At 62.7% G+C, this 13,996-nt stretch carries 11 protein-coding genes; 3 read left to right on the top strand and 8 right to left on the bottom strand.

The window, feature by feature from the left end; translation table 11 throughout:
- Positions 1-36: 36 nt before the first annotated feature.
- Together EH209_RS16915 and EH209_RS16910 are read right to left on the bottom strand one after the other, a co-directional pair.
- A complete protein-coding gene (locus tag EH209_RS16915) occupies positions 37-744 on the bottom strand; it encodes a hypothetical protein (RefSeq protein ID WP_126664026.1) in 708 nt (235 codons plus the stop codon).
- Entirely contained in the window at positions 741-1,421 is a 681-nt protein-coding gene (locus EH209_RS16910; protein ID WP_126664025.1) for a hypothetical protein, read from the bottom strand. The genes EH209_RS16915 and EH209_RS16910 overlap by 4 nt, the downstream gene beginning before the upstream one ends.
- A 239-nt stretch (positions 1,422-1,660) precedes the next feature.
- Here EH209_RS16910 and alaS point away from each other — a divergent pair, with 239 nt between their 5' ends.
- Complete coding sequence (gene alaS, locus EH209_RS16905) at positions 1,661-4,438, top strand: alanine--tRNA ligase (protein WP_126664024.1); 2,778 nt, start codon at positions 1,661-1,663, stop codon at positions 4,436-4,438.
- 435 nt (positions 4,439-4,873) lie between these two features.
- On the opposite strand, the gene EH209_RS16900 is transcribed toward alaS, so the two are convergent.
- The 6 genes from EH209_RS16900 to EH209_RS24670 all read right to left on the bottom strand — a co-directional run bounded on the left by EH209_RS16900 (position 4,874) and on the right by EH209_RS24670 (position 10,565).
- Positions 4,874-5,566, bottom strand: a complete 693-nt coding sequence (locus EH209_RS16900) for a hypothetical protein (protein ID WP_126664023.1) — start codon at positions 5,564-5,566, stop codon at positions 4,874-4,876.
- 187 nt (positions 5,567-5,753) lie between these two features.
- Positions 5,754-6,089, bottom strand: a complete 336-nt coding sequence (locus EH209_RS16895; protein WP_126664022.1) for a hypothetical protein — start codon at positions 6,087-6,089, stop codon at positions 5,754-5,756.
- Positions 6,090-6,401: 312 nt separating this feature from the next.
- Positions 6,402-6,857 carry a hypothetical protein gene (locus tag EH209_RS16890; protein ID WP_126664021.1) on the bottom strand — a complete coding sequence of 152 codons (456 nt, stop codon included), beginning with the start codon at positions 6,855-6,857 and terminating at the stop codon, positions 6,402-6,404.
- Positions 6,858-6,860: 3 nt separating this feature from the next.
- Entirely contained in the window at positions 6,861-7,574 is a 714-nt protein-coding gene (locus tag EH209_RS24680; protein WP_249038825.1) for a hypothetical protein, read from the bottom strand.
- Positions 7,504-9,321 carry a vWA domain-containing protein gene (locus EH209_RS24675; RefSeq protein ID WP_249038824.1) on the bottom strand — a complete coding sequence of 606 codons (1,818 nt, stop codon included), beginning with the start codon at positions 9,319-9,321 and terminating at the stop codon, positions 7,504-7,506. The genes EH209_RS24680 and EH209_RS24675 overlap by 71 nt, the downstream gene beginning before the upstream one ends.
- A 110-nt stretch (positions 9,322-9,431) precedes the next feature.
- Entirely contained in the window at positions 9,432-10,565 is a 1,134-nt protein-coding gene (locus EH209_RS24670) for a hypothetical protein (protein WP_249038823.1), read from the bottom strand.
- A 318-nt stretch (positions 10,566-10,883) separates the two neighbouring features.
- On the opposite strand from EH209_RS24670, the gene EH209_RS16880 reads away from it, so the two are divergent.
- Together EH209_RS16880 and EH209_RS16875 are read left to right on the top strand one after the other, a co-directional pair.
- The gene (locus tag EH209_RS16880) at positions 10,884-11,669 is read left to right on the top strand and encodes an alpha/beta fold hydrolase (protein WP_126664020.1); all 786 of its coding nucleotides are present in this window, start codon (positions 10,884-10,886) and stop codon (positions 11,667-11,669) included.
- Between the two features lie 991 nt (positions 11,670-12,660).
- Positions 12,661-13,941 (top strand): class I adenylate-forming enzyme family protein, encoded by a 1,281-nt coding sequence (locus EH209_RS16875; protein ID WP_211338376.1) that lies wholly within the window; start codon positions 12,661-12,663, stop codon positions 13,939-13,941.
- The last annotated feature ends 55 nt before the right edge of the window (positions 13,942-13,996 follow it).

Genomic DNA, 13,996 nt, shown 5'->3' with positions numbered 1-13,996 from the left:
TCGCTCCACAGAATTACTGATTCGGTTCGACGCCGGTTACGTGTCGGCTCGATCGCCGTCGGCGTGATCGGTCCGCGTCGCGACCGTCGTTCGAACCTCGCCGGCCCAGTAGCTGGCGACGACCCCGAAGGGAACGAGCCAGAGCGCGGCGAACGGCGCGTAGCGCTCGAGACTCCGCGGCGGGACGACGGCGACGAACTGCGCGATGCCGAAGGCGGCGACGACCGTCAGGACCGTCACCGAAAGCAGCCGCGGGACGACAGGGCCGCCGGCGGTCCGCCAGGGTCGAAGCGAGCCCGCGGTCCGAACGTCGGTCACGTAGAGGGCGAGCGCGCTCGCGGCCGCGCCGGCGGTCAGCGCGACCGCCGTATCGACGCCGAGCACGTACTGGCCCGCCGCGAGGTCGCCGAGGGCGACCGGCACCAGCGGGATCGCGAAGGCCAGTCCCGGCCCGCCGTTCCAGATCGCGTACGCGAGCGGAACGATCGTGATCGTGACCGTCACGGCGACGATCAAGACGGTGCTGACGTGGTCGAACCCGAGCGACAGCGTATCCAGCAGCACGTCGTCGACCGTGACGTTCGCCCCCGCGTAGCTGACGACGAACAGTCCGAGCAGGGCGCACAGATACGCGACGGCGACCGCCGTTCGACGGCGCTCGAGGCCGGCCAGCGGGTGGTCGAGAACGGCGCTGACTGTGGATCGGAGGGCGAACCGGTTCCGGTTGCGGTCGTCGGTGCTCATGGGGCCTCCGTGACGACGGTCGCGAGACCGTCGTGATCACTCTGGTCGTTGTCGAGATCGATCGCGCCCGGCGAGACGTCCCAGCCGGCCGCGTCGAAGGCCGCGGCGATCGACTCGCGGCCGCGATCGTAGGAGATTACGTCGTGTTTCGGCCGGGCGGCCGAGTCCTCGTGGACCTGCATCGAGACGACCCCCTCGAACGACCAGCAGCGAACGTGAAAGCGGCCGCTGGCGCCGAAGTAGGATTCGGCGGCCGTCGCCTGCTGGCGGACGAACCGATCCTCGGTCCGGTCCCAGGCGTAGCGTGTGTACTCGTCGGGGTCGCGAAGCCAGCCCTCGGTCTCGAGTACTTCCATAACGCTCTCGAGGCCGGCCGCGTCGGTCTCGGCGTTCGGCACGAGAACGACGTTGATCGGCGACGTCGCGACGAACGTCTCGCGGTCGGTTCGGTCGGGGTCGGCGGCGGTCGCGCGATACTGGTAGCGCGCGATCGGCGTCTCGGTCTCGCGGGTGATCCGGTCGTCGGTCCACCCGGACACCGCGTCCGGCAGTGCGGCGGCTTCGGCCGTTTGATCCGTCGGTGTCGCTTCGGGCGGCGACGGTAACGCGACGAGGCCGCCGAGCGTCCCGACCGCGGCCAGGCCGCCGGTCCGGAGCAGGGAACGTCTCGATCGCATCACTCGCTACCGGAGGGGCGGGCCGAGCGCCCGCGGTCGTCTCGAGCAAAGCGTTCGATTCCGTCCATTTCGATCCTATACGTGTGACGCAATCGAAATACCATATATCTTTTCAACGAAACGACAGCGGATCGAAAACACCGGGAGCGCCAGGGTGATGGCTTCGATTGCGGTCGACGATTTCGCCCGATTGAACGTTGCGGAACTGTTTTAGGCGCTGGCTGGCCAACACATACGTAATGAGCGAACTGGCGGACGAGTACCGCCTCGAGTACTTCGAGGAGGAAGGATTCGAACGCAAGGAGTGTCCGTCCTGTGGCGCGCACTTCTGGACCCGTGATCACGACCGGGAGACCTGTGGCGAGCCACCGTGTGCGGAGTACGGCTTCATCGAGAATCCCGGCTTCGATGAGGAGTACAGCCTGACGGAGATGCGGGAGGTGTTCCTTTCGTACTTCGAGGACAACGACCACGAGCGGATCGATCCCTATCCCGTCGCCGCAAACCGCTGGCGCGACGACGTCCTGTTGACCCAGGCCTCGATCTACGACTTCCAGCCGCTGGTCACCAGCGGGGAGACGCCGCCGCCGGCGAACCCGCTGACGGTGTCCCAGCCCTGTATCCGGATGCAGGACATCGACAACGTCGGCAAGACGGGCCGGCACACGATGGCCTTCGAGATGATGGCCCACCACGCGTTCAACACGCGCGAGGACATCCCCGAGGACAAGTACGCCTACCACGGCGAGGTCTACTGGAAGGACCGCACCGTCGAACTCTGCGACGGCCTGCTCCAGGAACTCGGCGCGGACATCAGCGAGGTCACCTACATCGAGGACCCCTGGGTTGGCGGCGGCAACGCCGGTCCCGCCATCGAGGTCATCTACCGCGGGCTCGAGATCGCCACGCTGGTCTTCATGTGCATGGAACAGGATCCCGACGGCGAGTACGAGCTCAAGGACGGGAACCGGTACTCCTACATGGACACCTACATCGTCGACACCGGCTACGGCTTAGAGCGGTGGACCTGGATGAGCCAGGGTACCGCGACGGTCTACGAGGCGATCTACCCGGAGATGATCGACTTCCTCAAGGACAACGCCGGCCTCTCCTATACCGACGAGGAAACCGAGATCGTCTCCCGCGCTGCCCGCCTCTCCGGGCAGCTCGACATCGACGACGTCGACGACGTCGAGGCCGCCCGCGGCGATATCGCCGCCGAGATCGGCGTCTCCGTCGACCAGCTGCGCGATCTCGTCGAGCCCCTCGAGGACATCTACGCCATCGCCGACCACTGCCGGACGCTGGCCTACATGCTCGGCGACGGCATCGTCCCCTCGAACGTCGGGACGGGCTACCTCGCGCGGATGGTCCTCCGGCGCACGAAGCGCCTCTGTGACAACGCCGGCGTCGACGCGCCGCTGGACGAACTCGTCGACATGCAGGCCGAGCGCCTCGAGTACGAGAACCGCGACACGATCCGCGACATCGTCCGCACCGAGGTCGAGAAGTACCGCGAGACGCTCGAGCGGGGCGGTCGCCGGGTCGAGACGCTTGCCGAGGAGTACGCCGAGAAGGGCGAGCCGATCCCGATCGAGGAGCTGATCGAGCTCTACGACTCCCACGGCATCCAGCCCGATATGGTCGAGGAGATCGCCGAGGAGGCCGGCGCCGAGATCGACGTGCCGGACGACTTCTACAGCCTCGTCGCCCAGCGCCACGACACCCCCGAAGCCGTCGAGGCGGCCGACGACGACGAGGAGGACCGCTTCGAGGACCTCCCCGAGACTGAGAAGCTCTACTACGACGACCAGCAGCGCACCCAGTTCGAGGCCGTCGTGCTCGACGTCTTCGAGCGCGAGGAGGGGTACGACGTCGTCTTAGACCAGACGATGTTCTACCCCGAGGGCGGTGGCCAACCCGCAGACACGGGGACGCTCTCGACCGACGACACGGCCGCCGAGGTCACGGACGTCCAGATCGAGGACGGCGTCATCCTCCATCGGGCCGACGAGAACCCCGGCAAGGGTGAGTTCGTCAACGGACAGATCGACGGCGGCCGCCGCCGGCAGCTGATGCGCCACCACACGGCGACCCACATCGTCATCCACGCGGCCCGACAGGTCTTGGGCGAGCATATCCGCCAGGCCGGCGCCCAGAAGGGCGTCGACTCCTCGCGGATCGACGTCCGCCACTACGACCGCATCTCCCGCGCGGACGTCAAGGAGATCGAGTCGCTGGCCAACGAGCTCGTGATGGACAACACCCAGGTCAGCCAGGACTGGCCCGACCGCCACGACGCCGAGGCCGAACACGGCTTCGACCTCTACCAGGGCGGCATCCCGCCGGGCGAGCAGATCCGGCTGATCCAGATCGCCGACGATATCCAGGCCTGTGGTGGCACCCACGTCGCCCGCACCGGCGACATCGGCTCGATCAAGATCCTCAACACCGAACGCGTTCAGGACGGCGTCGAACGCATCACGTTCGCGGCCGGCGAGGCCGCGATCGAGTCGACGCAGGAAAAAGAGGACGCCCTCTACGAGGCCGCCGACGTCCTCGACGTCTCGCCCGAGGACGTCCCCGAAACCGCCGAGCGCTTCTTCGAGGAGTGGAAGGCGCGAGGCAAGGAGATCGAAGACCTGACGGAACAGCTCGCCGCGGCCCGCGCCGGCGACAGTGGCGGCGGCGAGGAGGTCGACGTCGGCGACCGGACCGCGGTCGTCGACCGCATCGACGCCGACATGGACGAACTCCGCGCGACCGCCAACGCCCTCGTCGAGGAGGGCAAGATCGCCGTCCTCGGCAGCGGCCAGAGCGGCGCCCAGTTCGTCGTCGCAGTGCCCGACGACTCGGACGTCAACGCCGGCGAAGTCGTCGGCGAACTCGCCGGCCGCGTCGGCGGCGGCGGCGGCGGCCCGCCGGACTTCGCGCAGGGCGGCGGCCCCAACGTCGAGGATCTGGACGCGGCGCTCGAGGACGCGCCCGACGTGTTACGGCAGATTCAGGACGCATAGGAACGTTCTCTCGCGGTCTCAGTCGCTATCGGTTCATCGACGAGTCCCGAGATGCCAGTGGCGGAGAGCGATCGAAACGTGCTATCGCACCGGAACGGTCTCACCGGTTTCTTGGTGACGCCGATCCCTGTGGAGAGCCCGCGTGAGAACTGCAGTTTCTCGTACCGTACTGGTGCTTTCGCGGTGTGGCTCGCTCGACCAGCTAGCCGGGCCGCACTTGGACCCGTGACGTGCTGAGCGTGTCGACGGTCTTCTGGACGCGCTTGGAACTCTTGAGGGCCTTTCCGGCTTCACCAGCCGGAATCGACTTTCGGCGATGAACCAGGCAATGTAGCCCTCGTACCAGCCCTGACGGTAGGACTCGTACAGCTGCGGATCGGTGAGGTCGGGTACCGCTTTCGCGCTGTATCTGTGTAATCGGACACAGAAACGAGTTCAGTTAGTGGAGTTAGGGTTCAGGCCGAGATATGCTCGGAGTGCATCGTCGTTTCTCTGTCTACCGTCTGACAATGGGAGCGGTGATTCCCAGAGGAAGACGCCACCATCTTCACAGTCGTCAATACGCCAGGTAGGGGCGTGCAATAGTCGCTCTCGGCCGATCTGCGTAGTCATATTTGGACCGAATCCGTTCACCCAGTATACCTCTTCTAGATGACCTGCTTCAATTCCTTCCGTAGAGAGCGGTGCGTCGTCGAGATACGTCTCTCCGTAGACGTAGATCGGCGAGAGATAGTCGTACAACTCGAGTACGAAATCGTGAATGGGATTCGGCCGATTATTACGCCACGGCTTCACGTACCATTCATTGATCGAAAGTGTAAGTCTCGGGACGTTTGGTCCTTCAGCTGACCTACTATCAATGTGAATCCCGACGTTGAGATCGTCATACCATAACCATACTGTTCCGCCGGCTTGTCGAGTGACGCTATCGACCGCTTCGTCGATCGAACCGCCGTATCGAATACCATCGGTTTCTTCGGTTGTATAGCCAAAGTCGTTTGTCCGCTCGTTTTCCGGCGGTGATCGCGAACAGTCTAAATCAGCGAAACAAAATCGGAGAAACGTCTCGATACGCTGGGGCTCCATTTCTTCCTCGAGCAGATACGGGATGAATAGAGATTCAGCCATCGTAGATCTCTATCTCGACATTGTTGGCGTCGAGCAGATCTCTGATGTAGTCTAGATTCACTCTTCCATTGCTCTTCCAATACTTGGTATCCAATGTTCGTCACCGAAAGCGTACTTGAGAACCGAGGAAACGCACAACTTGAACTTCCTCTTCAGGGTATCCTCGACCTTTGCGGCGGAGAGGGCATCAAGTATCTTTGATGAACGCCTCGAGTGTCGTCGTCTTCTCCACCCACGAGGTCGGGATCGAATCACGCTCGAGTAGTTCCACGAGATCGCCACCGGCCGTTCGATCGACCGTTCCGGCGACATCACCGATCTGCATCGATTCGCCCGGCGGGACCGTCACGATCTGTACTTCGTATTCGTCGCTGGGCGGGAGTGCGTACCGGTCGATTACAGTGTCCCGATCCGCGGTCCGATCAAATTCAGAGAGTTGGTGGAGCCAGTAATCGCCGGAGGGACGGTCTGGTTTGAATCGAAGGAATCGATCAGAGGTTCCCGTCTCGACTTCGAGAACCATCGAGCGTTCGGCGTATGGTCCGGTCATATATGATTTCGCTACCGATCCGATTCAAAAAGACGTGACGATTGATTTCTCACAGATTAGAGATGGCGTATCACCACCGGCACTCGATCAGAAACTCATTGAGCGGGCTAACCGCCTTACTCGCTCGCCACAGCAATATTCGCTCCTTGAGGGGGTTTTGTGGCAACGCCGACACTTGTGGAACGAGATCTCGATGATGCGCGGGGATTCAGACTAGACGAAATCAATTGATCGTCCTCTCGTGTATGACGAAGCATATCCCGATAGTCTCCTCACGTGCTCACATCACTTGTCATATTTTTCTGTTTGAGTAACCTCTCCCGTGTGAATATCTACATCATATTCATAACTATTCAGATTTCTGGCAGACAATTGACTGTCTTCGTACTGAATAGTGATGTACGACATACCATCGTATCCGTCCGAAGGTGCCTCGATTCTCCAGCGCTGGGCCCCATCACGGTCGAACGCGATTATGTTCCGGTCTAATTCTTCCTGTGAGTCTCGCCGGACTCGCAGGAGAACGACGATTGTCTCTTTGGCGACGAGAACGTCTGCAATACGGTGCTCGAATTCGATTTCCTCATCACCGATTTGCAGCCTATTGTTTGTATATGACGCATCCACCATGGTGATCGTGTTATATGTTTTTAAGGAAGGTCTCCAGATCACTAAGGTCTTCCCACCCTTGGACAAACTCGGTTGCATGATGTTGCGTCCCTCCACCGGGTCGCGTGACATCAGCTACGGTATCCTTGATGGACCTGCCGTGCTCATCTCGATTCGAAGGCCCTGATTTTCACCACTTCCAATGGTGACTTCTGCAACTCGGTTGTAATCTTGCCATTCTTCCGAGAGTCCGAATCGGTTTATAACATCCTCCCGGGTAGACAGGTCTGAGAACTCATCTTCTTTCATTACCCAAGGGCCGCCTGGGTCACCCTCTCCATCGTAGACCCGAACGAAGCGTTCGGGACTTTGTGCTTCGTACTCAATAACTGCTGTCCCTTCTTTGTGTGGCGGTTGATCATCACGCTCTCTGTAAACTCTGTTCGCCTGTTTTGCTGTCTTCACTTTCACGACCTCGTGACCCTTGGCATCGAGCTGATTCGCTCGAACCAAGGCTTTCTGAACAGCGGCTTGATCGAGATTTCCTTTGTCAAGTCCACGGCCAATCCGTTGTAAGTCCGTTTTATCGATCAGTTCCCGATCGTACGCCCGAATCAATCGATCTGTCGTTGCCGAATCCAGTTTGCCTGTAGCGATGATATCTCTGAACTCTTCACCGCCATCAGCAGCGACTCTAACTCCGTCTTCACCGTGTCTCGAGGTGAAGTCACCGAGCCGACGTTGCTCGCCGACTGAACGCGAATTGATCTCACTTCCATCAATATCGTTCCGATTGAGCAGCTTTGCTACCCGATACTGCTGACCGGTCGACTGAACCTGGCTTAACACTTGCTGCCCGGCATCGTGAATCAGGCCAGTACCGGCGGAGAGGGCGCGCGAGAACTGCAGTTTCCCGTATCGAACTGGCGCTTTCGCGGTGTGGCTCGCTCGACCAGCCAGTTCGGCCGCGCGTCGGACCCGTGACGTCGCCGTCGCGAACGACCCGCGCCTCGTCGAGGCCCGCCGAGTCGGTGACGGTGAAATCGACCTCGTAGCTTCCGGAGACCCGCACCGAGGCGTCGACCGGATCATTGAAGCTGACCTTTCCGTTCGACCAGTCGACGTCGACGGGATCTTTCAGTTCGACGTCCGCGTCCGGATCGTTAAACGTCGCGTACGTGACCGTGATCTCCGGCGGCTCGATATCGAAGAGGGTCGGATCGTAGTCGCCGTTCAGGCCCTCGGAGTCGGAGATTCCGTCTCCCGTGGTGTCGCGCGACTCGGGATCGGTCCCGAGACGCACCTCCTCGGCGTCGGTCACACCGTCGCCGTCGCTGTCGTCGACGAGTGGATCGGAACAAACGGTGTCGGTCGCTAACACGTCACCCTCGAGCCCGTCCAGGTCGTCGACATCGTCGGCGTCCTTGAGTTCCGAGAGGAACTCGAGTGAATCGGACCGTGAGTCCGTATAAGTGATCGTCCGATCCGAGAGCTGTTCGGCGTCGGTCAGGCCGTCACCAGTCGTGTCGATTCGTGCCGGGTGGTGTTCGGCGTACGTAACGGAGGCGTGGAGTTTCGTTTCGTTGTCCTCCTGGAACACGCGGTACTTGATGTCGACCGTTTCATTGTCGAGAATCCCGTCACCGCTAGTATCGAGCGCGGTCGGATCGAGATTCAGCGGTTCGCCGACGACGCCCGGTTCGCCGGTCGGCATCGAGAGATCCATTTCGGCGACGAGATCGGGAATGCCGTCGCCGTTGGTGTCTTGCAGGTCGGGACCGGTCTGATTCTCCGCGACCCGTTCGAACGTGTCGGGCAGGTCTTCTTCCCGTTCGACGTGATAGAAGTCGCCGCCGGTGATGGCCGCGATCTCGCGGAGTTCGTTCTCGTTGATGTTGTTTCCAAGACCCACCGTGCTGATCTTGACGCCCGCGTCGGCGGCGTCCTCGGCGACGGGCAGCGGATCGGATCCGCTTTTGCCGTCGGACAGCAGGATCATCACTGCGGAGCGGTTTTCCCACCCTTCCTCCTCGAGGTGGTTGAGGCCGACCCGAAGCCCGGCCCTCGTGTTGGTACCGCCGCTCGCAGACAGTCGCTCGAGACTGCTGTTGACCGCGTCGTGGTCGGTCGTCAGCGGCTGGTCGAGGTTCGCACCGGAGGCGTAGCCGACCCGCCCCGCCCGTTCGGAGTCGGTGAGTGCACCGACGAAGCGCTTACCGGCGAGTTCGGCGTAGTGGGTCGGAGAGCCGCTCATACTTCCGCTCTCGTCGTTTACGAAGACGAAGTCCGCCGTTTCGATCCCGCTTTCGTTACCGGTCTCACCGTCGGTCTCGTTCCCGTCGAGCGTGATCGTGTCGCTGGTCTCATCTTCCCACTCCTCGATCCGGAACACCGAGAAGAACGAGAAGTGATCGACCTCGGCGGTTGCGACGCCGGCGTCGCGATCGATCTCGGTCTCGACCGGTGTCCACGGTTCGTCGCTGGTCGGATCCCACGTCACGATCGAGAGGTTAGCGTCCGCCTCGAGCGCGTTCTCGTCGACCGGAATCTCGACCGTCGCATCGTCGATCGGCCTCTCGTTCTCGATGCGAACCATCGGACCGGCGCGGTAGGGGTCGTCGGTCGTCGGCGTCTCGTCGGTGACCGAAATGTCGGTGTCGGTCAGGCCATCACCGCCGACGGCGACCGAAGCGCCCGACGATCCGTTTACGACCTCGACGGTCCGGTACTCGTTCGGATCGGGTCGTTCCTGGACGACGTCCTCCTCCGTAATGCGGATGTCTGAGTCGCTTCGACCGTTCGATCGGCGTCGTGCGCGGCCGTCGCCGTCACCGTGACGGTCACGTTCTCGGGATCGGCTCCGAGATCGACGAGCGTCGATCCGATGGCGTCTGTCCCGGCCGCCTCGTCCGTGGCAAACGAGACAGCGTCGGCGTCGGCATCACCGTTGACGGTCACCGTCGCGTTATCGTACGCGTACGGACGAACGTCGGAGAGGACTGCCCGGATCGACACCCGGACGGTCCCGTTCCGCTCGAAGGGCCGTCCCTGTGACAGCGACAGCGACGGTTCGGTGTTGGCCTCGACCGTATCGAGTGTTCGTTCCGCGTGTTTCCACGCGTTTTCGAGGTGAGTCAGCGCTTTCGCGCGGTCAGTCGGGCCGATCGGCCGATCGGATTTCTTGGCTTTGGACTTGCCCTTTCCGTTTCCGGATGCTCCGTGTGAGACGGCTCTATCTGCCCGTTCAAGTCCGTCGACGGCGTTTCCGAGCGCGCTCTCGGCTTTCTGTCGCTGGCCGGGGTTGCGGAACTCGCCCTCGTTCGCGGCGACGACAGCGTTCGCGTCGGAGACAGCGAGGCGAGCGCTCGCGTTGCCCGCCGCGTACAGCTCCGCGCTGATCGCGTCGACGATCGCTTCGTCGTCGTCGACCTCGTCTTTTAGCACTGCAAGCGACCGTTGGGCATCGGCCAGACGGTCGAACGCTGCACGCGAGTCGGCGTACCGAACCCGTCGGTACTCTCCGACCAGCGCGTTGACCGCGTCGACGGTATCGTTCACTGCTACTGCGGCTGCCGTCTCGTTCTCGATCTCGAGTTCCTCGAGGCGGTAGGTCGCGTTCAGGATCGCGTCGACACTCGTGTTCTCCTCGAGGGTCGGTACTGTGACGTTTGCGTCACCGCGATCGTGGCCCGGCGGACTGCCGCCGTTTCGTCCGGGTGGCCCGCCGTTCGGACCGAGTGTGTTCCCGGTATGAGCCTCGACCGCACCGGATCGTTCGGTCGCCGTGGTCGCACTCGGTCCACTCGCAAGTGCGGGCGTGGCGATCAGTGAGGTCGCCATTATCCCAGCGAAGAATACTGCAACCAGTCTCCTCTTGCTGAAACCCATGAGAGCAATACATTAACGATAAATTTTATATACTATTGATCTGTTTGGGACGTGGAAAAACACGGAAGCCGAGCGAAATATCACGGTAGAACTGTTGTCGGTTCGGAATTTCGGGAGAGATTTTTGCGGCCGGCTTCCGCATCGCCAAACTCGAGTCAATCGACGGTTTCGTCGAGTGGCTCCTCGAACGGCAGCCACAGTTCGGGAGCACTCGCGCGCCGTTCGCGGGGAACCGAAACTGTCGCCTTCCTCCGGCGGATCAGTGCTCGTATGCCGACCGCATCGAACGATGGCGTCTCGCTGTACTACGACCGCGCTGGCGAGGGCGACCCAGTGGTCTTCGTCCCCGAAGCCGGCCTCGGCGGCTGGTGCTGGGGTTGGCAACACGCCGCCGTCGCCGGCCCGTACGAGGCCGTCGTCTGGGACCTCCGGGGCACCGGCCGCTCGGACGCTCCCGACGGGCCCTATACCCTCGAGATGCTCGCCGCTGACCTCGAGGCCGTCCTCTCGGAGTGCGAGATTCGCAGCGCCCACCTCGTCGGCTGCGGGCTCGGCGGGGCCGTCGCCCTCGAGGCAGCCCGGACCTCGAGTCGGGTCGCGACGCTGACGCTCTTCGGTACCGCACTAAGGGGGGAGCAGTTCGACCTCGAGCCGCTGTTCGCGCCGCCGGACGACCGCGAGGCGCTGGCTGACTCGCTCGAGGCGGGCCTCTCAGCCGAGTTCCTCGAGAGCCAGCCCGCCGACGTCCGCGAGGGAATCGTTGACTGGCGGGCCGACGGCGACGCCGACCGAGCGGGCTGGGAGGCACAGGTCGCGGCCCTCGAGGGGTTCGACGCGACCGAGTGGCTCGTCGAGGTGACCCAGCCGACGCAGGTGATACACGGCGGCGCGGACGAACTGGTGTCCCCGTCGGCTGGCCGAGCGCTGGCAGACGGATTACCTCGAGGGGAGTTCGTCGCCCTCGAGGACGCCGGCCACCTGGCGTTTATCGAGCGCTCGCGGACGGTTAACGATCAGGTGCTCGGCTTCCTCGAGGCCCACACCGACGACGAATAGGATGCCTGATTCAGGATGGAACGGTCGCCGGCAATTAGCGGTCGTTCTCAAGAGGGCGACTGACTGCAAATCGAGGCCGGGATATCACTCCAAATTCCCCGAATAGTATATCCGGGAGAATTCGGCTGAGATGCTGGTACGGCTGATACTGTTTCCGACGACTACTTCCCATTCTCCGTCGAGTAACTGCTCGCCGTCTTCGACTCCGTACGTATCGAAAGCGGTCAACCCACTGATGGCAACAGGCCTATGCTCCGGTACTGAGTCGAAGCGATACTGTTGACGATAGGTATCGCTACTGAGTTCGCTTTTATCGTTCGCGGACGCGCGCTTCGTCAAACTAGTATTCAACGAAAACGATAGCGTAGTTGAGCCGGTTCCGCTATCGATGTCGACGGTTCCGGACGACGTCCCGACCGGAAGCCAATTTCCCGGCCACGTAGTTTCGAAAAACGCTCCGTTCATACCGTTGATTTCGATTCTGGCATCGCGAAGCGGTGGCCCGTCGGGGCCGATTTCTATTTCGACCGTTACGACTCGGGTACCGCTACGCCCGAGTTCGGTATCCTGCTTCGGCCTGTATACGTACGCATCATAGCTCACGTGTTTGGTTTCGGTGGTATTCCCCAGGTGATGAAACACTTTCTCGAAATCCGATTCTAACGTTAAATCGGCGTCCGAATCGGCACTCGTACTCGATGGAACGGCGCCGAGAGCGAATCCCCCTGCGAGAACCCGTCCGGATGTCTCGAGGAGGCGCCGGCGACTGGTGTTGCTTTCATCATTTTCTAACGGCATCTACTGCTCTCTATACCGGGCTGTCATTTATAATTTGATAATAATTTGATTAGTGTTATTTCCGGGGAGGCCACTATTGCTGTGAAATCACACCAGTTCAGTCACGAATCGAGCTCTATTGCCGTATGCGGACACGTTCGATGAACGCGCTCACGTGCTTGCGATTGACCCCCCAGCTACTACGGAGGCCGGGGTGGCAGTCCCGTTCGTGACGCTCTCGCTGGCACGTCGGGCCGAACGGTTTCCGGAACGGACGGCGGTCGTCGATATCTCCGAGGAGCGGCTGTACGCCCCCGCGGAGACAATCCACGAGAACCGCGTCTCCTACGGCGAACTCTCGGCGATGGCGACGCGGACGGCCGAGCACCTCGCCGCGCTGGGGATCGAAGCCGGCGACGTCGTCTGTCTCCTCACGCGCAACCGCGTCGCGTCGCTCGCCGTCCTGTTCGCCTGTCGGCGCCTCGGTGCCACCTTCTTCCCGGTCTCTCACTGGCTCACTCCTGCGTCAGTCGAGCGGCCGTTCGACGAGATCGAGCCCGATCTCGTCGTCTCCGAGGCGGCCCAGCGCGACCTCGTTCGCTCGATCCCGTTCGATCGGTCGGAGACCCTCGAGGAACTCGCCGAGGCCGACCGAGACACCGTCCCCGATCCGGACGAGCGCGACCGCGAGTCCGAGACTGACGCCCCGCTCTTGCTCCTCCACGGCGGCGACGGGCGACCGATCGCCGGCTACTCGGCGTCCGCGCTCGAGTGGAACTGCATCTCGGCGCTTGTCGCGTGGGGACTTTCGAGCGCCGACGTCGTTCCGCTGACGCCGCCGCTCTCGAGTCCCGACGGGCTCGTCCGCGTCGCGCTGTCGACGCTGTACGTCGGCGGCACCCTGCTGCTCGACCGAGCGTTTGATCCCGGCGATACCCTGACCGCGATCGCCGAGGAGGAGGCGACGCTCCTCGCGGGCCGCGAGACGGCGATTCGAGACCTCGCCGCCGAGTCGGGGTTCGACGACGCGGTCGACTCGCTCGATCGCGTGATCGTCGAGGGAGCGGTGGACGACGACACGCTCGAGGCCTATCGCGAGCAGGGGATCCCGGTCGCGCGCGCGGCGGGCCGTCTCGAGTGCCCGACGGCGTTCTCCCAGTCGTTCGCTGTCGAGACAGACGTCGACATCGGCGGCACCTCAACCGTCGCGGACGGCGTCGGCACGCCTGTGCCGGACTGTCGCGCGCGACTGGTCGACGAGTCGGGAACCGTCCTCGAGGGGGCGACCGAGGGCCGACTCGAACTGTCCGGTCCGGTCGTGGCCGACGGCTACGTAAGCGCTGCCGGGACCGACGACGAGAACTGGTACGCCTCGGCCGAGGTGCAAAGCGACGACTACGACGAGTCCGGCGACCGCGGCCGGTTCGCCGACGGCTGGTTCGAGACGGACGATCGGTACCGCCGCGACGAGGACGGCATCTATCGGCCGCAGTGACGTCGCCTCGTCCCCGCCGTTCGTAACCGGATCCTGACAGGCTCGCCTCTGTTCG

The sequence above is a fragment of the Haloterrigena salifodinae genome (genome assembly GCF_003977755.1).
Taxonomy (GTDB): Archaea; Halobacteriota; Halobacteria; order Halobacteriales; family Natrialbaceae; genus Haloterrigena; species Haloterrigena salifodinae.
Note: the sequence above shows the minus strand (reverse complement) of the source record. Positions and strands in the feature narration are given on the sequence as shown.

Coding starts and splice junctions, on each gene's coding strand:
- EH209_RS16890 (WP_126664021.1), bottom strand. CDS start 6,857: ATGTCACGCGACCCGGTGGAGGGACGCAACATCATGCAACCGAGTTTG.
- EH209_RS16880 (WP_126664020.1), top strand. CDS start 10,884: ATGCCGACCGCATCGAACGATGGCGTCTCGCTGTACTACGACCGCGCT.
- EH209_RS24675 (WP_249038824.1), bottom strand. CDS start 9,321: ATGGTTCGCATCGAGAACGAGAGGCCGATCGACGATGCGACGGTCGAG.
- EH209_RS16895 (WP_126664022.1), bottom strand. CDS start 6,089: ATGGTTCTCGAAGTCGAGACGGGAACCTCTGATCGATTCCTTCGATTC.
- alaS (WP_126664024.1), top strand. CDS start 1,661: ATGAGCGAACTGGCGGACGAGTACCGCCTCGAGTACTTCGAGGAGGAA.
- EH209_RS16915 (WP_126664026.1), bottom strand. CDS start 744: ATGAGCACCGACGACCGCAACCGGAACCGGTTCGCCCTCCGATCCACA.
- EH209_RS16910 (WP_126664025.1), bottom strand. CDS start 1,421: ATGCGATCGAGACGTTCCCTGCTCCGGACCGGCGGCCTGGCCGCGGTC.
- EH209_RS16900 (WP_126664023.1), bottom strand. CDS start 5,566: ATGGCTGAATCTCTATTCATCCCGTATCTGCTCGAGGAAGAAATGGAG.
- EH209_RS24670 (WP_249038823.1), bottom strand. CDS start 10,565: ATGGCGACCTCACTGATCGCCACGCCCGCACTTGCGAGTGGACCGAGT.